Genomic DNA, 22,322 nt, shown 5'->3' with positions numbered 1-22,322 from the left:
CTCCACCTCCTTGGGCGCTCATGCCTCCACCTCCTTGGGGGCCTCGCCGGCGAGCGTCGCCGGGCCGATGCGGACGAGGGAGCCGGGCCGCGCCCCGGTGTCGGAGGCGACGCCACCGCCGGTGGAGTTGAGCGGCAGCCACACCACCCGGTCGGGCATGTCACTGATCTGCAGCGGCAGTTCGACGACGCCCTGGGGACCCGTCACCGCCAGGAGGTCGCCGTCCTTGACGCCCGCCTCGGCCGCCGTGGGGGCCGACACCCGCGCGCGTGCGGCGTGCCGGGTTCCGGCGAGTGCCTCGTCGCCCTGCTGGAGGACGCCCTGGTCGAGCAGCAGCCGGTGTCCGGCGAGCACGGCTTCCCCCGCGGCCGGCCGGGGCAGCGGGCCCGCGGTCTCCAGGGGTTCGCCGGCTCGCGGGCCGTCCCAGGCGCCGAGCCGGTCGATCTCGGCCCGTACGGTGCGCAGGTCCGGCAGCCCCAGGTGGACGTCCATGGCGTCCGCGAGCATCTGCAGCACGCGCGCGTCGCCGGGCGCGAGGCGGCGGGTCATCTGGTCGGGCTTGAGCGCCGCCTCGAAGAAGCGGACGCGGCCTTCCCAGTTGAGGAAGGTGCCGGCCTTCTCGGCGACCGCGGCGACGGGCAGGACCACGTCGGCCTTGCGGGAGATCTCACTGGGCCGCAGTTCGAGCGAGACCAGGAAGCCGACCTCGTCGAGCGCGGCACGCGCGCGTGCCGGGTCGGGCAGGTCGGCGATCTCCACGCCCGCCACCAGCAGGGCCTGGAGTTCACCGGTCGCGGCGGCCTCCACGATCTGGCCGGTGTCGCGGCCGTAGCGGTGCGGCAGGCCGGCGACGCCCCAGACGGCGGCGACCTCGTCCCGCGCGCGCGGGTCGGTGGCCGGACGCCCGCCCGGCAGCAGCGACGGCAGCGCACCCGCCTCGACGGCGCCGCGCTCCCCGGCCCGGCGCGGGATCCACACCAGCCGGGCGCCGGTCGCGGCGGCGGCGCGGACGGCGGCCGTCAGACCACCGGCCACCGCGGCCAGCCGCTCGCCGACGACGATCACCGCGCCCTCGGCGCGCAGCGCCTCGGCGGCGGCAGCGCCGTCACCCTCCAGACCGACGTTGCTCGCGAGCGCGTCCAGCCACTCGGTCTCGGTGCCGGGAGCCGCCGGCAGCAGCGTGCCGCCGGCCTTCTCCAGACCCCGGGTGGCGTGCGTGGCGAGCGAGAAGGTCCGCTGCCCGTGCTTGCGCCAGGCCTTGCGGAGCCGCAGGAAGACGCCGGGCGCCTCCTCCTCGGCCTCGAACCCGACCAGCAGGACGGCCGGTGCCTTCTCCAGCGCGGTGTACGTGACGCCCGTCCCGTCGAGGTCCCGGCCGCGTCCGGCGACCTGGGCGGCGAGGAAGTCGGCCTCCTCGCCGCTGTGCACGCGCGCGCGGAAGTCGATGTCGTTGGTGTCGAGCGCCACGCGCGCGAACTTGCTGTACGCGTAGGCGTCCTCGACGGTGAGGCGGCCGCCGGTCAGCACGCCGGTGCGGCCCCGGGAGGCCAGCAGCCCCTGGGCCGCGATCTGCAGCGCCTCGGGCCAGGAGGCCGGTTCCAGCTCGCCCTCGGCGTTGCGCACCAGGGGCGTCTCCAACCGGTCGCGCTGCTGGGCGTACCGGAAGGCGAACCGCCCCTTGTCGCAGATCCACTCCTCGTTGACCTCGGGGTCGAGGGCCGCGAGCCGCCGCATCACCTTGCCGCGCCGGTGGTCGGTGCGGGTGGCGCAGCCCCCGGAGCAGTGCTCGCACACCGACGGGGAGGAGACCAGGTCGAAGGGGCGGGAGCGGAATCGGTACGCCGCCGAGGTCAGCGCTCCCACGGGGCAGATCTGGATGGTGTTGCCGGAGAAGTACGACTCGAACGGGTCGCCCTCGCCGGTGCCGACCTGCTGGAGCGCGCCCCGCTCGACCAGCTCGATCATCGGGTCGCCCGCGACCTGGTTGGAGAACCGGGTGCAGCGGGCGCACAGCACGCACCGCTCACGGTCGAGCAGCACCTGCGTGGAGATCGGGACGGGCTTCTCGTAGGTCCGCTTGCGGCCGTCGAAGCGGGACTCGGCGTCACCGTGCGACATGGCCTGGTTCTGCAGCGGGCACTCGCCGCCCTTGTCGCAGACGGGGCAGTCCAGGGGGTGGTTGATGAGCAGGAGCTCCATCACACCCTTCTGGGCCTTCTCCGCGACCGGCGAGGTCAGGTGCGTCTTCACCACCATCCCGTCGGTGCAGGTGATGGTGCAGGAGGCCATGGGCTTGCGCTGGCCCTCGACCTCGACGATGCACTGGCGGCAGGCGCCGGCCGGGTCCAGGAGGGGGTGGTCGCAGAACCGGGGGATCTCGATGCCGAGCTGCTCGGCGGCCCGGATGACCAGGGTGCCCTTGGGCACGCTGATCTCGACGCCGTCGATCGTCAGCGTCACGAGGTCCTCGGGCGGGACCGCCGCCTCTCCCCCACCCGCGGGAGCGTTGGTGGTCACGGTCATGCGTTCACCTCCGTGCGGTCGGCCCAGGCCGTCGACTTGGCCGGGTCGAAGGGGCAGCCCCGGCCCGTGATGTGCTGCTCGTACTCCTCGCGGAAGTACTTGAGCGAGGAGAAGATCGGCGAGGCGGCGCCGTCGCCGAGGGCGCAGAAGGACTTGCCGTTGATGTTGTCGGCGATGTCGTTCAGCTTCTCGAGGTCGGACATCTGTCCCTTGCCGGCCTCGATGTCGCGCAGCAGCTGCACGAGCCAGTAGGTCCCTTCGCGGCAGGGCGTGCACTTGCCGCAGGACTCGTGGGCGTAGAACTCGGTCCAGCGCGTGACGGCACGGACCACGCAGGTCGTCTCGTCGAAGCACTGCAGGGCTTTCGTGCCGAGCATGGAACCCGCGGCGCCCACTCCTTCGTAATCAAGAGGGACGTCGAGGTGCTCGTCGGTGAACATCGGGGTCGAGGAGCCGCCCGGCGTCCAGAACTTGAGGCGGTGCCCGGGCCGCATGCCGCCGCTCATGTCGAGGAGCTGGCGGAGCGTGATCCCGAGCGGCGCCTCGTACTGACCGGGATTGGCGACATGGCCGGAGAGGGAGTAGAGCGTGAAGCCGGGCGACTTCTCACTCCCCATCGACCGGAACCATTCCTTGCCCCGATGCATGATCGCGGGAACCGAAGCGATCGACTCGACGTTGTTCACCACAGTCGGGCACGCATAGAGGCCCGCGACAGCAGGGAAGGGGGGACGGAGCCGCGGTTGACCCCGGCGGCCTTCGAGCGAGTCGAGCAGTGCGGTCTCCTCACCGCAGATGTACGCGCCCGCGCCCGCGTGCACGGTGATGTCGAGGTCGAGTCCGCTGCCCAGGATGTTCTCGCCGAGGAAGCCCGCCTCGTACGCCTCGCGCACGGCAGAGTGCAACCGCCGCAGCACTGGGACGACTTCACCACGCAGATAGATGAAGGCATGCGAAGACCTGATGGCGTAACACGCGATGATCATGCCCTCGATGAGGCTGTGCGGGTTCGCGAAGAGGAGCGGGATGTCCTTGCACGTCCCCGGCTCCGACTCGTCGGCGTTGACAACTAGATAGTGCGGCTTTCCATCTCCCTGAGGGATGAACTGCCACTTCATCCCGGTGGGGAATCCCGCGCCGCCGCGCCCGCGCAGACCGGACTCCTTGACGTACGCGATCACGTCGTCCGGCGACATGGCGAGCGCCTTGCGAAGCCCCTCGTAGCCGTCGTGCCTTCGGTACACGTCCAGCGTCCAGGACCTGTCCTCGTCCCAGAAGGCCGACAGCACCGGTGCGAGCAGCTTCTCGGGGCTCATGTCTTTCAGCTCGGGTGCCAAGGTCATCACTCCCCCTCCTCGGCGACAGGCCCGGCCGGGTGGGCGGGGTCGGAGGCCGACGTGTCCTGCGGCGCGTCGTGCGAGCTCAAGTGCTCCGTCGGTGACGGGTCGTGCGGCGCGTCGGTCCGGGCCGTCTCGCCGCGCGGGTGCACCACCCGGGCGGGAGCGCCCTCCCCCTTGGCGAGCTTCAGGCCGACCAGGGAGGCGGGTCCCGCGCTTCCCCCGGACTCGACGGCCCCGTCCCGCTCGTCGGGGAAGCCGGCCAGGATCCGGGCGGTTTCCTTGAAGGTGCACAGGGGCGCCCCGCGCGTGGGCGCGACCGGCCGTCCCGCGCGCAGGTCGTCGACGAGGCGCTTGGCGCTGCTGGGGGTCTGGTTGTCGAAGAACTCCCAGTTGACCATCACGACCGGCGCGAAGTCGCAGGCCGCGTTGCACTCGATGTGCTCCAGGGTGACCTTGCCGTCGTCGGTGGTCTCGCCGTTGCCGACGCCGAGGTGCTCCTGGAGCTCCTCGAAGATCGCGTCCCCGCCCATGACGGCGCACAGGGTGTTGGTGCACACCCCGACCTGGTAGTCACCGCTCGGCCGGCGCCGGTACATGGTGTAGAAGGTGGCGACGGCGGTGACCTCGGCCGTGGTCAGGCCGAGCATGTCCGCGCAGAACCGCATGCCGGTGCGGGTCACGTGCCCTTCCTCGGACTGCACGAGGTGCAGCAGCGGCAGGAGGGCGGACCGGGAGTCCGGGTAGCGGGCGATGACCTCGCGCGCGTCCGTCTCCAGCCGGGCCCGGACGTCGTCCGGGTAGGCGGGTGCGGGCAGTTCGGGCATGCCCAGGCTGACGCCCCGCTCGGAAGACGATGTGGTCACCGGTCGACGCCTCCCATCACGGGGTCGATGGACGCGACGGCGACGATGACGTCGGCGACCTGGCCGCCTTCGCACATCGCCGCCATGGCCTGCAGGTTGGTGAAGGACGGGTCGCGGAAGTGGACCCGGTAGGGGCGGGTGCCGCCGTCGGACACGACGTGCACCCCGAGTTCGCCCTTCGGCGACTCGACCGCCGCGTACGCCTGTCCCGGCGGGACGCGGAAGCCCTCGGTGACCAGCTTGAAGTGGTGGATCAGGGCCTCCATGGAGGTGCCCATGATCTTCTTGATGTGGTCGAGGGAGTTGCCGAGTCCGTCGGGTCCCAGGGCGAGCTGGGCGGGCCAGGCGATCTTCTTGTCGGCGACCATGACCGGGCCGGGCTGCAGCCGGTCCAGGCACTGCTCGATGATCCGCAGCGACTGGCGCATCTCCTCCAGCCGGATCAGGAAGCGGCCGTAGGCGTCGCAGGTGTCGGCGGTCGGGACGTCGAAGTCGTACGTCTCGTAGCCGCAGTACGGCTGGGCCTTTCGCAGGTCGTGCGGCAGGCCGGTGGAGCGCAGGATCGGGCCGGTGGCGCCGAGGGCCATGCAGCCGGCCAGGTCGAGGTAGCCGATGTCCTGCATGCGGGCCTTGAAGATGGGATTCCCGGTGGCGAGCTTGTCGTACTCCGGGAGGTTCTTCTTCATCTTCTTCACGAACTCGCGGATCTGGTCCACCGCGCCGGGCGGCAGGTCCTGGGCGAGTCCGCCGGGGCGGATGTACGCGTGGTTCATCCGCAGGCCGGTGATCAGCTCGTAGATGTCGAGAATGAGTTCACGATCACGGAATCCGTAGATCATGATCGTGGTGGCGCCGAGTTCCATGCCGCCGGTGGCGATGCACACCAGGTGCGAGGAGAGCCGGTTCAGCTCCATCAGGAGCACGCGGATGATCGAGGCGCGGTCCGGGATCTGCTCCTCGATGCCGAGGAGCTTCTCGACGCCGAGGCAGTACGCCGTCTCGTTGAAGAACGGCGTCAGGTAGTCCATGCGCGTCACGAACGTGGTGCCCTGCGTCCACGTCCGGTACTCGAGGTTCTTCTCGATGCCGGTGTGCAGGTAGCCGATGCCGCAGCGGGCCTCGGTGACGGTCTCGCCCTCGATCTCCAGGATCAGGCGGAGCACACCGTGCGTGGACGGGTGCTGCGGGCCCATGTTGACGACGATGCGCTCGTCGTCGGCGCGGGCCGCGGACTGGACGACCTCGTCCCAGTCGCCGCCGGTGACCGTATATACGGTGCCCTCGGTGGTCTCCCGAGGGGAGGCGTGGGAAGTGCTCATGAGTACGACCTCCGCTGGTCCGGAGCCGGGATCTGGGCGCCCTTGTACTCGACGGGGATGCCGCCGAGGGGGTAGTCCTTGCGCTGCGGAAAGCCCTGCCAGTCGTCCGGCATCATGATCCGCGTCAGGGCGGGGTGGCCGTCGAAGACGATGCCGAAGAAGTCGTACGTCTCGCGCTCGTGCCAGTCGTTCGTCGGATAGACCTCGAACAGCGACGGGATGTGCGGGTCGCTGTCGGGGGCGCTGACCTCCAGGCGGATCAGCCGGTTGTGGGTGATCGAGCGCAGGTGGTAGACGGCGTGCAGCTCGCGGCCCTTGTCGTTCGGGTAGTGGACGCCGCTGACGCCGGTGCACAGCTCGAAGCGCAGGGCCGGGTCGTCGCGCAGGGTGCGGGCGACGCGGACCAGGTGCTCGCGCTCGATGTGGAAGGTCAGCTCGTCGCGGTCGACGACCGTCTTCTCGATGGCGTTCTCGGGGAGCAGTCCCTGTTCCTCCAGGGCGCCCTCCAGTTCGTCGGCGACCTCGTCGAACCAGCCGCCGTAGGGGCGGGTCGCCGGTCCCGGGAGCCGGACCGAGCGGACCAGGCCGCCGTAGCCGGAGGTGTCGCCGCCGTTGTCGGCGCCGAACATGCCGCGCTGGACGCGGATCTCCTCGCCGCCCTGGCCGCGCTGGCCGGGGAGGTTGGAGGCCGACAGGTCCTTCTCGGGGTTGACCTCGTTGCCGTTCGCGTCGCTCACCGCAGCAGCCCCTTCATCTCGATCGTGGGCAGGGCCTTGAGCGCCGCCTCCTCCGCCTCGCGGGCCGCCTCCTCGGCGTTCACGCCGAGCTTGGAGGACTGGATCTTCTGGTGGAGCTTGAGGATGGCGTCCATCAGCATCTCCGGCCGTGGCGGGCAGCCGGGGAGGTAGATGTCGACCGGCACGATGTGGTCGACGCCCTGGACGATGGCGTAGTTGTTGAACATGCCGCCCGAGGAGGCGCAGACCCCCATGGAGATCACCCACTTGGGGTTCGGCATCTGGTCGTAGACCTGCCGCAGCACCGGCGCCATCTTCTGGCTGACCCGGCCGGCGACGATCATCAGGTCCGCCTGGCGCGGCGAGCCCCGGAAGACCTCCATGCCGAAGCGCGCCAGGTCGTAGCGGCCGGCGCCGGTGGTCATCATCTCGATGGCGCAGCAGGCGAGGCCGAAGGTGGCGGGGAAGACCGAGGCCTTGCGCACCCAGCCCGCGGCCTGCTCGACGGTGGTCAGCAGGAAGCCGCTCGGCAGCTTTTCTTCGAGTCCCATGACGTGTGGCCCCTCAGTCCCATTCCAGGCCGCCGCGCCGCCATACGTACGCGTACGCGACGAAGACGGTGAGCACGAAGAGCAGCATCTCCACGAGCCCGAAAATCCCCAGGGCGTCGAAGGTGACGGCCCAGGGGTAGAGGAAGACGATCTCGATGTCGAAGACGATGAAGAGCATCGCCGTCAGGTAGTACTTGATGGGGAAGCGCCCGCCGCCGGCCGGCGTGGGGGTCGGCTCGATACCGCACTCGTAGGCCTCGAGCTTGGCCCGGTTGTACCGCTTGGGCCCGATCAACGTGGCCATGACCACGGAGAAGATCGCAAAGCCTGCCCCGAGGGCTCCCAGTACGAGGATGGGCGCATAAGCGTTCACCGCTCCTCGCTCCTCTCAGTCGGCACTGACTGCTGGCGGTTTGCATCGGGCTCACATCCGCCCCACCCGTCACCCGAACCCCGCCCGCCCCGGCGAAGATCGGGAACATGTGAAGCAGGTCACAAGCCCAACCGCGTGCATCTTATGCCCGACGCTCTGTGATCTGCGACACGGGGTATTGCACAAGCTTTGTGATCTCCACCACCTGACGATCGATCATGAAGTCGGATGAGCGGTGATCTTCACACCCGAAGCGTCCGAGTGATCACCAGAGGTGACATTTTGGCTTGTCAGTGCAGGCCGGAGGGTATGCGGAGAGCGCGTCTCAATATCAAGAGAGTTCCCTTGCATGCAAATTGGTGCTGGACTTGATCTCTTGATAGTGGCGCGTTCACACCTCAGGGGGTGTGTGAAACGGGGCGTGAACGCGTGCACGCGTTCACGATCTTCGCGAGGTCGTGACCCGGCCGTGATCTACGCGCCGGGACGCGACCGTCGCGGCAACCGTTCCGTGACCTCCGTCACACGGATGAGAGGCGCATGAGAACGGGGCTTGGCCAATCAACGCAACCAGTGGTAGGCGCGGGGCAATTCGGGCGTATTGATCAAACACCGTGATCACAGGCCGGTTACGCCGCGCCCGCAATGTCCGTTACGGCGTCAATAAAGGGCCTCGTTCGGGGGTTTTGGGGGCCCGGTTGAACAACTGTGGCGCAGCACACGTTTCTTGAAGATATGAAGGAGCCCCTGGTACCGGTTGTTCCCATGTCCCACACCGCTCACATACGCAGCCACCGGAAGCCCCGCCGCAGCGCGACCTCGACGATCGCCATGCGTGCCGGAGTTGCCGGTGGCGTTCTCAGCATGGCAGCGGCGGGTGCGTCGGCCTCGGCGAACGCCGCCGAACCGGTGACGCAGACCATCGAACTGCCCACCCTGACGGCGGACATGTCCGCCCAGGTCGCCGAGTCCGCGGCCGCCACGCAGCAGGCCGCCGCGAACTACGAGCTGCGCGCAGAGCGTGACGCCGCCGCCGCCAAGGCCGCCGCGGAGGCCAAGAAGGACCTCGCCGAGGCGAAGAAGAAGGCGGAGGCCAAGAAGAAGGCCGCCGAGGCCGCCCGCAAGGCCGCCGCCGAGCGCGCCACCCGCAGCGCCGAGCGTGCCACCCTGTCCGCCTCCGCGTCCGCGTCCGCCTCGGCGTCGGTGTCGGCGCCCGCCAGCGGCAGCGTCGCGACGGTCATCTCCTTCCTGAAGGCCCAGCTGGGCGACGCCTACGTCATGGGCGCCACCGGTCCCAACGCCTGGGACTGCTCCTCCCTCGTGCAGGCCGCGTACAAGCAGGTGGGTGTGGACCTGCCGCGCGTCTCGCAGGACCAGTCGATGGCCGGCACGGACGTCCCGCTGTCCAGCATCCAGGTCGGCGACATCCTGTACTGGGGCGGCAAGGGCTCCGCGTACCACGTGGGCGTCTACATCGGGAACGGCCAGTACCTGGACGCGGCCAACCCGTCCAAGGGCGTCGTCATCCAGGACCTGTCGGGCTACCCGGCGTCGGGCGCGGTGCGCGTCCTCTGACGTCGCGCACGCGCCGCATTCACACATAACGGGCAAGAGGGCCGCTGCCGCTCGGGGGCAACGGCCCTCCCGACCGTCCGGGGATCCTCCCGGCCGTCCAGGACGCCCTCCCGGCCCGCCTGGAGCCCCTCAGGCCCCCGGGGTCCCCTCAGACCCCCCGGATCCCCCCAGGGCCCGCTCACGGCCTCTAGCCGAGGTCGAACGTGTTCGGCAACCCCAGCCGGTACCGCAGTTCGTCCACGCGCTTCAGGGGCTCCAGCTCCGGCGGCCGGTACAGCTCCCAGACCCGGCAGCGCTCCGTGTCCGAATCGTCCGCATCGAGCAGTGCGTTGACGGCGTGTCGCGCGGACTCGTTGGCGCCCTCCATCGACGCGAGGTCGACGTCGGTGCGGACGTAGTCGCCCGCGAGGAAGAAGTTGGGCACCTTCGTGCGGGCGGTCGGGCGGTTGTGGAGCGTGCCCGTGGGGTGGACGAGAAGCTGTTCGCGGTTCTGCGGGTCGGGGCCGCCCAGGCCCGTCACCGCCGGGTCCATGAACCAGCCCAGCCGGTCCTCGTCCCTGAGGACCGTCCTGCCGGTGTCGTTCAGGCCGTCCTTCAGCTGGGCCCACAGCTCGGCGACGACCTCCTCCTTCGTGCACTCCTTTGCTGGCTTCCCGTACAGGATGCCGGGCTTGTCCCACTCCGAGATGATCGCGGAGAGGCAGTCGCGGGCCCGCCCGTCGCCGTAGTCGCGCGGGAAGTCCCGTCCGTCCCAGAACTGGGCCTGGCCGACGGCCGTCACCGACCAGGGCGAGTCGAGGCAGTTGATGTGACCGTGCACGACCGGGGTCGGGGTGCGCAGGTAGAACATCACGCCGGTCATCCAGTCGGTCTGCAGCGCGTCGCAGCGGGCGAGCTGCGGGTCGGCGGCGCGCAGGGCCCGGCCCCAGGTGCGGCGGGCGTGTTCCACGGGCAGGGCGCTGACGTAGTGGTCGGCGGTGACCACGCGCTCCTCACCACCGTCGCGGCCGGAGACCCGTACGCCGGTCACGCGGCCGCCGTCGTAGAGGACCTCGTGGACGTGGGTGCCGAGGGCGAACTCGACGCCGAGGGAGCGCAGGTGGGTCTCCCACGGGTCGATCCACGCCTCGCTCGTGGGGGCGTTCAGCACGCGGTCGACGTCGGCGTCGGCGCCGTCCATGCCGCGGCCGAGCAGGCCCCACAGCAGCAGCGCCTCGATGATGACCCGGCCGACGGTCCGCGTGGACGCCACCTCCGCGCGCGTGGCGACGAGGTTGCGGGTCTGGCCGATGCCGAGGACGGTGCGGTACTCCTCGCTCATCTCCTCGGCGCGGATGAAGTCCCACCAGGCGACCTTCTCCCACTGGCCCTCGCGGCGGGCCTCGCAGCTGGTGAGGTGGACGAGGAGGCGGTTGGCGAAGTAGGCGGCCTCGTGGGCGGGCAGGCGGGTGCCGAGGTCGAGCACGGACAGGATCTGGTCGCGGATCCAGGACGGGGTCAGGTCGCCGGGGCGGGGCGGGGTGGTGGCGCGGCGGAGCGGGAAGTGCAGGTCGGGGCGGCCCGCGCCGCGGGCGAACAGGGCCTCGGTGCCGGAGCGGAGGTTGCCGCGGACGCCGTCGGCGTTGCCCGCGAAGGGGATGCGGCGCATGGTGTCCGGCAGGTTCCGGTAGAAGCCGGGGAAGAAGCGGAAGCCGTGCTCGCCGGGGAGGGGGCGGCGGCCGCCGGTGCCGGTGCCGGGGACGTCCATGGAGCGGGCCTTGCCGCCGAGGGCGTCGTAGTACTCGTAGACGGTGACGGCGTAGCCGCGCTCGGCGAGTTCGTGGGCGGCGCTGAGGCCGGAGACGCCACCGCCGAGGACGGCGACGCGCTTGCCGGCGGAGGCGGGCGCGGCGTTCACGACGCCGACACCCGGGCCTAAGGCCGCGACGCCGACACCCGGCCCCGAGGCCACGGCGCCCGCCGCTCCCCCGGTCGCGGCGAGGAAGCGTCTGCGCGTGTGGCCGGACCGCCCCTGGGACTGCTGCGCGTGTTCTGTTGTCATGAGTCCCGGAGGGTAGGGAGGGACTCCCGGTGCCGGAAGTCGGCTTCCCGCCACCCTCAGCATCCTCACCCACACAAGGAGAGACAGCAGATGCCGAGTGTCTTCGTGCAGGGACGGCCCGTCGACTCGTACCCGCGGCTCGCGCCCGAGGCGCGGAACGGGAAGGTGCGGCGGATCACCGAGGTCGGCGAGGAGGTCCTGCACAAGCCGTGCCGGGACGTCACCGAGTTCGGGCCGGACCTCGCCGCGCTCATCGACGACATGTTCCTGACCATGTACATCGCGGACGGGGCCGGACTCGCGGCCAACCAGGTCGGGGTCGACCTGCGGCTGTTCGTGTACGACTGCCCGGACGACGACGGGGTGCGCCATGTCGGGCACGTCGTCAACCCGGTCCTGGAGCCGCTCGACGCCTCGCGCAGGAGGCTCCTCGACGAAGCGGAGGGCTGCCTGTCGGTGCCGGGCGCGACCATGGGCGTACCGCGTCCGGACCGGGCGGTGGTGCGCGGGTACGACCGGGACGGCGAGCCGCTCGTGATCGAGGGCACGGGGTACTTCGCCCGCTGCCTGGCCCACGAGACCGACCATGTGAACGGGCAGGTGTACCTGGACCGGCTGTCCGGGCGGGAACGCAAGGACGCGCTGCGGCAGATGGCGGACCGGCGGGAGGCGGTGCTCGCGCGCCGGGCCGCCAACATCCAGGCCCTGACCGGCTGATCAGGCCTTCGGCGCGACCTTGCTCAGGCCGTTGATGATGCGGTCCATCGCGTCGCCGCCCGTCGGGTCGGTGAGGTTCGCGAGGAGCTTCAGCGTGAACTTCATCAGCAGCGGGTGCGTGAGGCCGCGCTGGGCGGCGATCTGCATGACCTTCGGGTTGCCGATCAGCTTCACGAAGGCCCGGCCCAGCGTGTAGTAACCGCCGTAGGTGTCCTTCAGGACGCGCGGGTAGCGCTGGAGGGCCATCTCCCGGCCGGCCGGGGTGGAGCGCGCGTGGGCCTGGACGATGACGTCGGCGGCGATCTGGCCGGACTCCATGGCGTAGGCGATGCCCTCGCCGTTGAAGGGGTTCACCAGGCCGCCGGCGTCGCCGACCAGCAGCAGGCCCTTGGTGTAGTGGGGCTGGCGGTTGAAGGCCATGGGGAGCGCGGCGCCGCGGATGGGCCCGGTCATGTTGTCGGGGGTGTAGCCCCAGTCCTCCGGCATGGACGCGCACCAGGCCTTGAGCACCTCGCGCCAGTCCAGCTCCTTGAAGGACTCCGAGGTGTTGAGCACGCCCAGGCCGACGTTCGAGGTGCCGTCGCCCATGCCGAAGATCCAGCCGTAGCCGGGCAGCAGACGGTCGACGGGGCCGCGGCGGTCCCACAGTTCGAGCCAGGACTCCAGGTAGTCGTCCTCGTGACGGGGGCTGGTGAAGTACGTGCGCACCGCCACGCCCATCGGGCGGTCCTCGCGGCGGTGCAGGCCCATCGCGAGGGAGAGCCGCGTGGAGTTGCCGTCGGCGGCGACGACCAGCGGGGCGTGGAAGGTGACCTCCCGCTTCTCCTCGCCGAGCTTGGCGTGCACGCCGGTGATGCGGCCGGTGCGGTCGTCGATGATCGGCGCGCCCACGTTGCACTTCTCGAACAGCCGGGCCCCTGCCTTCTGGGCCTGCCGGGCGAGCTGCTCGTCGAAGTCGTCGCGCTTGCGGACCAGGCCGTAGTCGGGGAAGGAGGCGAGATCCGGCCAGTCGAGCTGGAGGCGCACTCCCCCGCCGATGATCCTGAGGCCCTTGTTGCGCAGCCAGCCGGCCTCTTCCGAGATGTCGATGCCCATCGCCACGAGCTGCTTGACGGCGCGCGGGGTGAGGCCGTCACCGCAGACCTTCTCGCGCGGGAACTCGGTCTTCTCCAGGAGCAGTACGTCGAGTCCGGCCTTGGCGAGGTGGTACGCGGTGGTGGAGCCGGCTGGCCCCGCGCCGACGACGATGACATCGGCGGTGTTCTCGGAGAGGGGCTCGGTCACGACACTCACGGCGGGATCTCCCCAAGGTTCGGAATCGGTGTGCCGCCCGGGCACAGGACATGGGCAGTCTATGCAGCGGCATCGATCACCCGGTTGAAGGGCTGCCTCCGGGCTGCCTCCTCATCCGCACCCAACCAGTCGGCGACGTACAGTAATCGACTGTCACAGAAAGACACCTGTCGCTTCCGGCCGGTGCGGGGCGGGAGTTACCCTTCCTGTACCGCTGGGGGTGACATCTGTGCATATATCCCGCAAGACACCCGAAATGCGCGTACCGCGTCTGGTCGGTCTGATGGCCGTCGACGCGCGCGAGACGGCCCGGGCGCGGGGGCTGTCCCTCACCGCGCCGGACCGGCCCGACTTCCACCTCGCCGTCGTCGACTACGTCGTACGCCAGTACCCGCAGCCCGGAGCCGAGGTGCCGCGGGACGCGATGGTCTACGTGTGGTTCGACTTCGGTCCCGGCGAGGGCGGCGGAGGCGTGCACGAGCCGCGGGTTCCGCGACCGCCGAGGGGCGGACTCCAGCGCGAGCTGGACGAGCCGGGGGACCCGTCCATGGTCCTCAGCCCCCCATAAGGCCTCAGCTGTCCTTGAAGCCCCGGTGCAGGGCCACGATCCCGCCGCTCAGGTTGCGCCAGGCCACCCGCGACCAGCCGGCCTTGCCCAGGCGCTCCGCCAGGGCGGGCTGGTCGGGCCAGGCGCGGATGGACTCGGCGAGGTAGACGTAGGCGTCGGGGTTGGAGGAGACGGCCCGGGCGACCGGCGGCAGGGCGCGCATCAGGTACTCGGTGTAGACCGTGCGGAACGGTGCCCACGTCGGGTGGGAGAACTCGCAGATCACGATCCGCCCGCCGGGCCGGGTCACCCGGTGCATCTCCCGCAGCGCGGCGTCCGTGTCCTGCACGTTGCGCAGCCCGAAGGAGATGGTGACGGCGTCGAAGGTGTCGTCCTTGAAGGGCAGCCGCGTCGCGTCGCCGGCGGTGTAGGGCAGCCAGGGCTGCCGCTGCTTGCCGACCTGGAGCATGCCCTGCGAGAAGTCGCACGGGACGACGTAGGCGCCGGTGCGGGCGAAGGGCAGCGAGGAGGTGCCCGTGCCCGCCGCGAGGTCGAGGACCTTCTGCGCGGGGCGCGCGTCGACCGCCTTGGCGACCTCCTTGCGCCATCGCCGGTCCTGGCCGAGGGACAGCACGTCGTTGGTCAGGTCGTACCGTTCCGCCACGTCGTCGAACATCGAGGCGACTTCGTGCGGCTGCTTGTCCAGGGATGCGCGGGTCACGGGCCCATTGTTGCAGCACCCCCTCACGGCAGGAGCCTGGGCTTCCGCCGTGCCGCCACGTCCTCCACCCACCCGCACAGCAGCACGAACACGGCGATCAGCACCCAGCCCACGCCGAACAGGAACCACTGGCTGTCCAGCGGCAGGTACGCCTCGAAGGCCGGCACCTCCCAGAACCGGTCGATCAGCGGTACGGCGAGGACGAGCGCGATCTCGTGCCAGAGGTAGATCGTGACGGCCCGCGCGTTGAAGAGGGTCACGAGCCGGTCGAGGCGCCGGTGGCGCGCCGGCAGCGCGCGGGGGAAGCGGCCCTTCGCGTACATCAGCAGCGTCACGAACCCCGCCGACCAGAAGGCCTGCGCGAGCGGGTTCTCGTCGAGGTCGTACGTGCCGTACTCGGCCTGGTGCGCGAGGGCGTACCAGCCGCCGCAGGCCAGGGCGGCCAGCGCGAGCGGCACCACCGCGGCGGGCTTCAGCCGGGCCAGGACGCCGTCGTGGTGGGCGAAGCCGAGGAGCCAGCAGCACAGGAAGGTCGCCAGGTCCCACAGCGCGGCACCGAGCCGGTCGTCCGGCGGCTGCCACGCGAACCGGAAGACGAGGACCGGGGTGAGGGACAGCAGCAGCGCTGTCAGGGGCGCGAGCCGGAAGATCCGCAGCAGGAGCGGGGAGAGGAGCACGAACCACAGGTACGTCCGCAGGTACCAGACGATCTCCCAGGCCTGCTCGCCCCAGGCGTTGCCCGGCGGGTCGCCGAGCGGCACGACCCAGTAGAGGATCTGCCGGCCCGGCATCCAGCCGTGCACCAGCATCGCGCCGACGACGAAGACGCCCCAGAACCAGAAGGGCGGCAGGAGTCTGCGGATCCGGCTCCTGATCACCGTGAGCGCGGGGCGCCGGAGGGACCGGGCCATCAGGGTGCCGGCCAGGCCGAACATCACGCCCATGGAGGGGAAGACCAGTCCGGCCCAGGCCCAGCCGAAGGTGTGGTACGCGACGACCCGGACGAGGGCGACCGCGCGGAGGGCGTCGAAGTAGCGGTCGCGACCGGCCGGGGTCGACGGGGACGGGCCGACGACCGGCTCCTCATCGTCCGCCTTGCGGTTCGCCAGTTTGCCGACCGGCTCCTCACCGGGCCTCGCCCTCTTGCCGGCCGCCTCGCCGACCGACGGAGACGAACCCGCTACCGCCACCTCACCGGCGGCCGCCTTGCGGTTCGCCGCCTTGCGGTAGGCCCGCATGCCGTGGGCCCGCATGCCGTGGGCCCGCATGCCGTGGGCCCGCTTGCGGTGGGCTCCCATCAGCCCGCCCCCGCCGGGGTTCCGACCTCGCCCGTGCGCTTCAGTTTCTGCCAGCGCAGCCGGCCGCCGGTGAGGGCGGTGACGCAGGAGTGGATGAGGACGAGGTACATCATCTGCCGGTAGGCCAGCTGCTGGAGCGGCATCATCAGCAGGTAGCGGTACCGCTCGCGGTCGAGGCGGAAGGCGTACGCGGCGCACAGGAGCTGGACGCCCAGCACCGCGAACCAGGCCAGCAGGGACGCCTGGAAGTCCACGAAGATCATCGCGTAGAGCGTGAACACGTCGATGAGCGGCGCGAAGACGGGCGTGACGATCTGGAAGAGCACCACCAGCGGCATGCCGACCCGCCCGAAGCGGCCCGAAGGCCCCTTGTCGGTCAGGGACTTGCGGTGCTTCCACAGTGCCTGCATGGTGCCGTAGGACCAGCGGTAGCGCTGGGACCACAGCTGCTTGAGCGAGCCCGGCGCCTCGGTCCACGCGCGCGCGTGCTCCTGGTAGACGACCCGCCACCCCGCGCGGTGCAGGGCGATGGTGATGTCGGTGTCCTCGGCGAGGGTGTCCTCGCTCATGCCGCCCACCTGGAGCACCGCCTCACGGCGGAACGCCCCGATCGCGCCGGGGATCGTCGGCATGCAGCGCAGCAGGTCGTACATGCGCCGGTCGAGGTTGAAGCCCATCACGTACTCGATGTGCTGCCAGGCGCCGATGACGGTGGTGCGGTTGCCGACCTTGGCGTTGCCCGCGACCGCGCCGACCTCCGGGTCGGCGAAGGGCTGGACGAGCTGCCGCACGGTGTCCGGCTCGAAGACGGTGTCGCCGTCCATCATCACGACGATGTCGTACCGGGCGCTGCGCACACCGTTGTTGAGCGCGGCCGGCTTGCCCGCGTTGGCCTGGCGGATCACGCGGACGTTGGGCATGCCGAGGGACTCGGCGATGTCGGCCGTGCCGTCCGTGGAACCGTCGTCCACGACGATGATCTCGATCGGATGGGTGCTCCGCGCCAGCGAGTCGAGGGTGTTGGCGATGCACTCCTTCTCGTTGTACGCGGGGACGATCACACTCACCGGCCGGGTGACGGTCGGTCCCCAGCTGAAGCGGCGCCGGTTGCGCTGCCGGTGGTGGCGGCGGGCGAGGAGGAGCATCAGCCCGAAGCGGCCCATGACGGCGACGCCGACGACCATGAGTCCGACGGACAGCGTGGGCACGGCGGCCTCGGCGACGGCGACGGCCGCGACCAGGGCCTTGCCCTCGTAGAGGATCGTGCCGGTGGCCTCGCGGTGGGCGGCCTGGAGCCGGGCTCCCCGGTGCTGCGGCGCCCCGGCCGGCGCCTGCTGCCGCTCGGCGAGAACGCCGCTGACGGTGGTGAAGGTGTAGCCCTTCGCCCGCATCTTCTCGATGTACTTCGGGAGCGCGGCGATGGTCTGCGAGCGCTCGCCGCCCGCGTCGTGGAAGAGGACGGAGGCGCCCTTGTTCTTCTCGGGCGTCGCCCACTGGACGATCTTCGTCACGCCCGGCCGCTTCCAGTCGTCGCTGTCGGTGTCGACGAAGACGCTGGTGTAGCCGTCCTGGCCGAGCTTCTTGTAGACGGGCCAGCTGTAGTTGTCGATGGCGTCCGTCCGGGAGGAGTACGGCGCCCGGAACAGGGTGGTGGTGATGCCGGCCGCGCCCGCCAGCGCGAGCTGGGTCTGCTCCATCTCGCGCCGGACGCGGGCGTCGCTCTGGTACGACAGGTCGACGTGCGTGAAGGTGTGGATGCCCACCTCGTGGCCCTGCTCGACCATGTCCGCCACGATGCCGGGGTGGCGCGACACCATCGAGCCGACCAGGAAGAACGTGGCGGGCACGTCGTACTTCTCCAGGATCGCCAGCACCTCGGGTGTCCAGGTCGGGTCGGGGCCGTCGTCGAAGGTGAGCGCGATGGTCTTGTCCGGGACGGAGACGGTCGTGGCCTGTCCGCCGCGGAAGGTGACGATCGGCCCGCCGTTCAGGATGTCGTCCGGTACGTCGCTGGAGCTGGCGCCGGTGCGGACGCGCTGGTCGCCGCCGACCTCGGCGCGCAGGTAGCCGTCGAGGAGCATCACGCAGACCAGCGCGAGCAGGAGCAGCAGGGCGAGGATGACGCGCGGCCGCTGCAGCGCGGCGGCCTTGCCGGCGGCCCGCTCCATCCGGGAGGGGGCGCGGCGGCGGCCGCGGGAGGGGGTGGTCGTGGTCATACGGCGGCCCCGGTCAGTCGGTGGCCGCGGAGGACGCGGAGGGGAGCGGTGTGGGAACGACGGTTCCGGCGCCGGGCGGTGCCGTCCGAGCCCCCGAGCCTCCGGGCGCCCCGGAGCCTCCGGGCGCTCCCGAGGCTCCGGGCGCTCCTGGCCCGCCGGGCACACCGGGGCCGCCCTCCGGGCCCGCGCCCGCGAACGGCAGCAGCTGCGACGGCGTGAGCGACGTCCCCCAGCCCATGAAGGCCGCGCCCAGCACGGCCGCGTACCCGAGGCAGCCGGCCCCCAGCAGGAGGCCGATCCGGCGCAGCAGCCGGGCCCGGCGCCCGGAGTTGTCAACGAACACGGGTCCTTCGGCGGACTCGTTGCCGCGTTTGCGGCGGCGACCGCGAGGAGCGCGGTTTTCGATGGCAGGCTCGGAATGCATTCCCCGGACACTAGGGCGCCTTTATGTGCCCCAAACGCGGGTTTCCATGTGAGAGACCCATGAGAAACGGCCCAAGCTGTCCTTTCTCTGAGAGTTCCCGGGAATGCCCGCGGAACGCGCCGTCAGCGACCGGCCTCGTGAGACGTTTGCTGCCGGGAAACGTACTTCCCGTCGACCCCCAGACCTCGCGAGAACGGGAGCGCACCTCATGAGGAGTTACCGGAAACCGGCGGCGATCGGGCTGGGCTGCCTGCTCGCCCTCGCCACCGCGGGCTGCTCCGGGCAGGGCGACGCGGCCCCGGCGTCCCCCACGACTCCCCCGGTGACAACCGCGGCCCCCGGCACCTCGACGCCCACCGAGGCCGACACGGCGTACGCCCCGTACGTCAGCTCCACGGACGCCGCCGGCACCGACTCCGCGGGCTCCCCCACGACGTACAACCTGGCCTTCGTCATAGCCGACGGCAGCGACTGCACCCCGCGCTGGAACGGCACGCACGCCATCGGCGATTCGGCGGTCGCGGCCCGGATCGCGCGGCTCAAGGAGGACGGCGGCCAGGTCCGGGTGTCGTTCGGCGGCGCCTTTGGCAAGGAACTCGCGGCGAACTGCGACAGCGCGTCGGAACTGGCGGCGGCCTACGGCAAGGCCCTCGACGCGGCCGGCACCGGCCTGGCCGATTTCGACATCGAGGGCGACGAGCTGGCCGACTCCGCGTCCATCGCCCTGCGTTCGCAGGCGATCGCCCGGTTGCAGGCGGAACGGGAGGACCTGGAGGTCTCGTTCACGCTCCCGGTCATGCCCTCGGGCCTGGGGCAGGACAGCCTGGCGCTCCTCGCCTCCGCCAACGACAACGGCGTACGGGTCTCGACCGTCAACCTGATGACGATGAACTACGGCACGTCGTACGACGGCGACATGGGCGGCTACGCCCGCACGGCCGCGCAGGCCGCGCACACCCAGCTGAAGAAGGTGTTCGGCACCTCGGACGCGGCCGCCTGGCGGGGCATGGCGCTCACCTCGATGATCGGCGTCAACGATGTCGACGGTGAGACCTTCACGCTCGCCGACGCGGCCGAGGTCCGGGCCTTCGCCGAGGAGAAGGGCATCGGCTGGGTATCGATCTGGTCGGCCGCCCGGGACCGGCAGTGCGCGAGCGGCTCCCGGTCGGACCGGCCGGCGACCGACTGCAGCGGGGTGACGCAGAGTTCGGGCGCGTTCGGGAAGGCGTTCGCCGGCTGACGCGGGCCGTTGCCTGAGGCCGACTTCCGCTCAGCGCCGCCGGTGCACCAGCCGTCCCGCGCACACCGTCGCGAGGCACTCCCCCGCGTCGTCGAAGACGGCGAGGTCGGCGCGGCCGGTCGGGACGATCGCGGTGCGGCGGGCCCGCGGCAGGACGACGACGTCGTTCCGCTCGGCGGCGGCCCGGAGTTCCGCCGAGTCGACGTACTCCTCCAGGACGGCCACCGCGCCGAGTTTCAGCACGGCGTGGACGCGTTCGCGCGGGCTCGGGGCGTCCGGCAGCGGGCCCTCGTGGACGCGGGCCGGGCCGAGGGTGCCGGGCCAGCTGCGCACCCGCGCGTTCGGGAACGCCTCGCGCACGTCGTCGAGGGTCCCGACGGCACCGATCCGGTCCCGTCCGACGACGACGGCGCCGCCCTTGACGGGATCGGAGTCCCAGGTGACGCGGACCGCGTCCGCCGTGTGAATGGTCTCCAACTCTTCTCCCGGGCGGGCTAGTTGGAGGCGATCAGCTTGAGCTCGGGGTGAGCCGTGCCGCCCTCGATGGCCGTGGACGAGATGTGCGAGGCCACGCGGTCGTCGACGGGGTCGTTCGCCGGGTCGTCGTGGACGACGAGGTGCTCGTACGTGGTGGACCGCTGCGCGGGCACCCGCCCCGCCTTCCGGATGAGGTCGATGATCTCCATCCGGTTGGACCGGTGCTTGGCGCCCGCGGAGGAGACGACGTTCTCCTCCAGCATGATCGAGCCGAGGTCGTCGGCGCCGTAGTGCAGGGAGAGCTGGCCGACCTCCTTGCCCGTGGTCAGCCACGAGCCCTGGATGTGGGCGATGTTGTCCATGAACAGCCGCGCGATGGCGATCATCCGCAGGTACTCGAAGATCGTCGCCTGCGTGCGGCCCTTCAGGTGGTTGTTCTCGGGCTGGTAGGTGTACGGGATGAAGGCGCGGAAGCCGCCCGTGCGGTCCTGGACGTCCCGGATCATGCGCAGGTGCTCGATGCGCTCGGCGTTGGTCTCGCCGGTGCCCATGAGCATCGTGGACGTGGACTCCACGCCCAGGTTGTGCGCGATCTCCATGATCTCCAGCCAGCGCTCGCCGGACTCCTTCAGCGGGGCGATGGCCTTGCGGGGCCGCTCGGGCAGCAGCTCGGCTCCGGCACCGGCGAAGGAGTCGAGCCCGGCGGCGTGGATGCGCCGGATGGCCTCCTCGACGCTGACCTTGGAGATCCGGGCCATGTGCTCGACCTCGGACGCGCCCAGGCTGTGGATGACCAGCTGCGGGAATTCCTTCTTGATCGCCGCGAAGTGCTTCTCGTAGTACTCGACGCCGTAGTCCGGGTGGTGTCCGCCCTGGAACATGATCTGGGTACCGCCCAGCTCGACCGTCTCGGCGCACCGGCGCAGGATGTCGTCGAGGTCACGGGTCCAGCCCTTGGCGGTGTCCTTGGGCGCGGCGTAGAAGGCGCAGAAGCGGCAGGCCGTGACGCAGACGTTCGTGTAGTTGATGTTGCGCTCGATGATGTACGTCGCGATGTGCTCGGTCCCCGCGTACCGGCGCCGCCGTACGGCGTCGGCGGCGGCGCCCAGTGCGTGCAGCGGGGCGTCCCGGTACAGCACGAGCGCCTCGTCCGGGGTGATCCGCCCACCGGCGGCAGCACGGTCGAGGATGGGCTGAAGGTCGGCCTTCTCGGTCACCGGGCGTCCCTTTCGTAAGGGTTGTGGACGGACCAGCCCAGCGTACGCCAGGGGTTCGGGGGGCTGGACGTCAGGCCGTGTACGCCCCCGCCAGGAGGCCCAGGAGCGCGCCCGTGATCAGGAACGGGCCGAAGGGGATCGCCGTCTTGCGGTCGGCTCGGCGGGCGAGGACGAGGGCGGCGCCGTACAGGGCGCCCAGCAGGAAGCCGGCGAAGGTGCCGAGCAGCACCGTCGGCCAGCCGTACCAGCCGAGTACGGCGCCGGCGCCGAGGGCGAGCTTGACGTCGCCGAAGCCCATGCCCGCGGGGTTGATGAGGAAGAGGACGAGGTAGCCGCCGCCGAGGGCCAGGGAGCCGAGGAGGGATGTCGTCCACTCTCCCGCGTGCTCGGGGACCAGGGCGGTCAGCCCGAGCAGGGCCAGGGCCGCAGCGGCGAAGGGGAGGGTGAGCGGGTCGGGGAGGCGCCGGACCCGGAAGTCGACCACCGTGAGCAGGACACCGACCGGGGCGAGCAGCAGCCAGACGCCGATCTCGGGGCGGGTGCCGGTCGCGGCGGCGAGGGCGGCGCAGACGGCAGCGGTGGCTACGGCCAGGGGGGTCGTACGAGGACCGTGTCCGTGTCCGTGTCCGTGTCCGTGTCCGTGTCCAGGGTCCTCGCAGTCCCGGCAGGAGGCCGGGCCCAGCCAGCCCCGGACGGCATGCCCGCCGGGGCACGCCGCACGCCACGGCTCCCCCGAGGGCGCCGAGAACCGGTACGCCGCGCGCGGCAGCAGCGCTCCCGCCGCCGCGCCCCACAGCGCGGCGACGGCGACCAGCAGCCCGGTGCTCATCCCGCCGCGGCGATCGTGTCG

20 protein-coding genes are annotated in these 22,322 nt (G+C 71.1%); 4 read left to right on the top strand and 16 right to left on the bottom strand.

The window, feature by feature from the left end; translation table 11 throughout:
* Window positions 1-18: 18 nt before the first annotated feature.
* From ABZ386_RS26870 to ABZ386_RS26840, 7 genes are read right to left on the bottom strand one after another with little or no spacing between them, the layout of a single operon-like run.
* Window positions 19-2,523: an NADH-quinone oxidoreductase subunit G gene (locus tag ABZ386_RS26870; RefSeq protein ID WP_356502681.1), complete on the bottom strand. Its 2,505-nt coding sequence runs from the start codon at window positions 2,521-2,523 to the stop codon at window positions 19-21.
* Window positions 2,520-3,869: an NADH-quinone oxidoreductase subunit NuoF gene (nuoF, locus tag ABZ386_RS26865; RefSeq protein ID WP_351337809.1), complete on the bottom strand. Its 1,350-nt coding sequence runs from the start codon at window positions 3,867-3,869 to the stop codon at window positions 2,520-2,522. The genes ABZ386_RS26870 and nuoF overlap by 4 nt, the downstream gene beginning before the upstream one ends.
* The gene (gene nuoE, locus ABZ386_RS26860; RefSeq protein WP_351337811.1) at window positions 3,866-4,726 is read right to left on the bottom strand and encodes an NADH-quinone oxidoreductase subunit NuoE; all 861 of its coding nucleotides are present in this window, start codon (window positions 4,724-4,726) and stop codon (window positions 3,866-3,868) included. The genes nuoF and nuoE overlap by 4 nt, the downstream gene beginning before the upstream one ends.
* Window positions 4,723-6,045 carry an NADH-quinone oxidoreductase subunit D gene (locus ABZ386_RS26855; RefSeq protein ID WP_351337814.1) on the bottom strand — a complete coding sequence of 441 codons (1,323 nt, stop codon included), beginning with the start codon at window positions 6,043-6,045 and terminating at the stop codon, window positions 4,723-4,725. Before ABZ386_RS26855 ends, nuoE begins: the two co-directional genes overlap by 4 nt.
* The gene (locus tag ABZ386_RS26850) at window positions 6,042-6,782 is read right to left on the bottom strand and encodes an NADH-quinone oxidoreductase subunit C (protein ID WP_351337816.1); all 741 of its coding nucleotides are present in this window, start codon (window positions 6,780-6,782) and stop codon (window positions 6,042-6,044) included. The genes ABZ386_RS26855 and ABZ386_RS26850 overlap by 4 nt, the downstream gene beginning before the upstream one ends.
* On the bottom strand, window positions 6,779-7,333 hold the full coding sequence (locus tag ABZ386_RS26845) for an NADH-quinone oxidoreductase subunit B (RefSeq protein ID WP_007383964.1): 555 nt from the start codon (window positions 7,331-7,333) through the stop codon (window positions 6,779-6,781). Before ABZ386_RS26845 ends, ABZ386_RS26850 begins: the two co-directional genes overlap by 4 nt.
* A 13-nt stretch (window positions 7,334-7,346) precedes the next feature.
* Window positions 7,347-7,706 (bottom strand): NADH-quinone oxidoreductase subunit A, encoded by a 360-nt coding sequence (locus ABZ386_RS26840; protein WP_003992243.1) that lies wholly within the window; start codon window positions 7,704-7,706, stop codon window positions 7,347-7,349.
* 735 nt (window positions 7,707-8,441) lie between these two features.
* Between ABZ386_RS26840 and ABZ386_RS26835 the strand changes: the two genes are divergently transcribed.
* Window positions 8,442-9,281, top strand: coding sequence for a C40 family peptidase (locus ABZ386_RS26835; protein WP_355717989.1), 840 nt, complete (start codon window positions 8,442-8,444; stop codon window positions 9,279-9,281).
* A 187-nt stretch (window positions 9,282-9,468) separates the two neighbouring features.
* On the opposite strand, the gene ABZ386_RS26830 is transcribed toward ABZ386_RS26835, so the two are convergent.
* A complete protein-coding gene (locus ABZ386_RS26830) occupies window positions 9,469-11,322 on the bottom strand; it encodes an FAD-dependent oxidoreductase (protein ID WP_358966180.1) in 1,854 nt (617 codons plus the stop codon).
* A gap of 90 nt (window positions 11,323-11,412) precedes the next feature.
* Between ABZ386_RS26830 and def the strand changes: the two genes are divergently transcribed.
* Window positions 11,413-12,039 carry a peptide deformylase gene (def, locus tag ABZ386_RS26825; RefSeq protein WP_355717993.1) on the top strand — a complete coding sequence of 209 codons (627 nt, stop codon included), beginning with the start codon at window positions 11,413-11,415 and terminating at the stop codon, window positions 12,037-12,039.
* On the opposite strand, the gene ABZ386_RS26820 is transcribed toward def, so the two are convergent.
* The gene (locus ABZ386_RS26820) at window positions 12,040-13,332 is read right to left on the bottom strand and encodes a geranylgeranyl reductase family protein (RefSeq protein ID WP_351337823.1); all 1,293 of its coding nucleotides are present in this window, start codon (window positions 13,330-13,332) and stop codon (window positions 12,040-12,042) included.
* Window positions 13,333-13,588: 256 nt separating this feature from the next.
* On the opposite strand from ABZ386_RS26820, the gene ABZ386_RS26815 reads away from it, so the two are divergent.
* On the top strand, window positions 13,589-13,900 hold the full coding sequence (locus ABZ386_RS26815) for a PASTA domain-containing protein (protein ID WP_351337825.1): 312 nt from the start codon (window positions 13,589-13,591) through the stop codon (window positions 13,898-13,900).
* 4 nt (window positions 13,901-13,904) lie between these two features.
* On the opposite strand, the gene ABZ386_RS26810 is transcribed toward ABZ386_RS26815, so the two are convergent.
* The 4 genes from ABZ386_RS26810 to ABZ386_RS26795 are packed head-to-tail and all read right to left on the bottom strand — an operon-like array spanning window position 13,905 to window position 18,538.
* Window positions 13,905-14,600 (bottom strand): demethylmenaquinone methyltransferase, encoded by a 696-nt coding sequence (locus ABZ386_RS26810; RefSeq protein WP_114254693.1) that lies wholly within the window; start codon window positions 14,598-14,600, stop codon window positions 13,905-13,907.
* Between the two features lie 23 nt (window positions 14,601-14,623).
* Window positions 14,624-15,898: an acyltransferase gene (locus ABZ386_RS26805; RefSeq protein ID WP_358966178.1), complete on the bottom strand. Its 1,275-nt coding sequence runs from the start codon at window positions 15,896-15,898 to the stop codon at window positions 14,624-14,626.
* The gene (locus ABZ386_RS26800; RefSeq protein ID WP_358966175.1) at window positions 15,898-18,114 is read right to left on the bottom strand and encodes a bifunctional polysaccharide deacetylase/glycosyltransferase family 2 protein; all 2,217 of its coding nucleotides are present in this window, start codon (window positions 18,112-18,114) and stop codon (window positions 15,898-15,900) included. The genes ABZ386_RS26805 and ABZ386_RS26800 overlap by 1 nt, the downstream gene beginning before the upstream one ends.
* Window positions 18,115-18,127: 13 nt before the next feature.
* Window positions 18,128-18,538, bottom strand: a complete 411-nt coding sequence (locus tag ABZ386_RS26795; protein ID WP_351337833.1) for a hypothetical protein — start codon at window positions 18,536-18,538, stop codon at window positions 18,128-18,130.
* Window positions 18,539-18,746: 208 nt separating this feature from the next.
* Here ABZ386_RS26795 and ABZ386_RS26790 point away from each other — a divergent pair, with 208 nt between their 5' ends.
* Window positions 18,747-19,778 carry a hydrolase gene (locus tag ABZ386_RS26790; RefSeq protein ID WP_355718003.1) on the top strand — a complete coding sequence of 344 codons (1,032 nt, stop codon included), beginning with the start codon at window positions 18,747-18,749 and terminating at the stop codon, window positions 19,776-19,778.
* A 30-nt stretch (window positions 19,779-19,808) separates the two neighbouring features.
* On the opposite strand, the gene ABZ386_RS26785 is transcribed toward ABZ386_RS26790, so the two are convergent.
* The 3 genes from ABZ386_RS26785 to ABZ386_RS26775 all read right to left on the bottom strand — a co-directional run bounded on the left by ABZ386_RS26785 (window position 19,809) and on the right by ABZ386_RS26775 (window position 22,301).
* A complete protein-coding gene (locus tag ABZ386_RS26785; RefSeq protein ID WP_355718006.1) occupies window positions 19,809-20,255 on the bottom strand; it encodes a hypothetical protein in 447 nt (148 codons plus the stop codon).
* Window positions 20,256-20,272: 17 nt separating this feature from the next.
* On the bottom strand, window positions 20,273-21,472 hold the full coding sequence (mqnC, locus tag ABZ386_RS26780; protein WP_114254691.1) for a cyclic dehypoxanthinyl futalosine synthase: 1,200 nt from the start codon (window positions 21,470-21,472) through the stop codon (window positions 20,273-20,275).
* 70 nt (window positions 21,473-21,542) lie between these two features.
* Window positions 21,543-22,301, bottom strand: a complete 759-nt coding sequence (locus ABZ386_RS26775) for a prepilin peptidase (protein WP_358966172.1) — start codon at window positions 22,299-22,301, stop codon at window positions 21,543-21,545.
* Window positions 22,302-22,322 lie beyond the last annotated feature (21 nt).

Origin of the sequence: Streptomyces sp. NPDC006140, assembly GCF_040628815.1 — a bacterium.
Lineage (GTDB): Bacteria > Actinomycetota > Actinomycetes > Streptomycetales > Streptomycetaceae > Streptomyces.
This window is presented reverse-complemented; position numbering and strand designations above follow the sequence as displayed.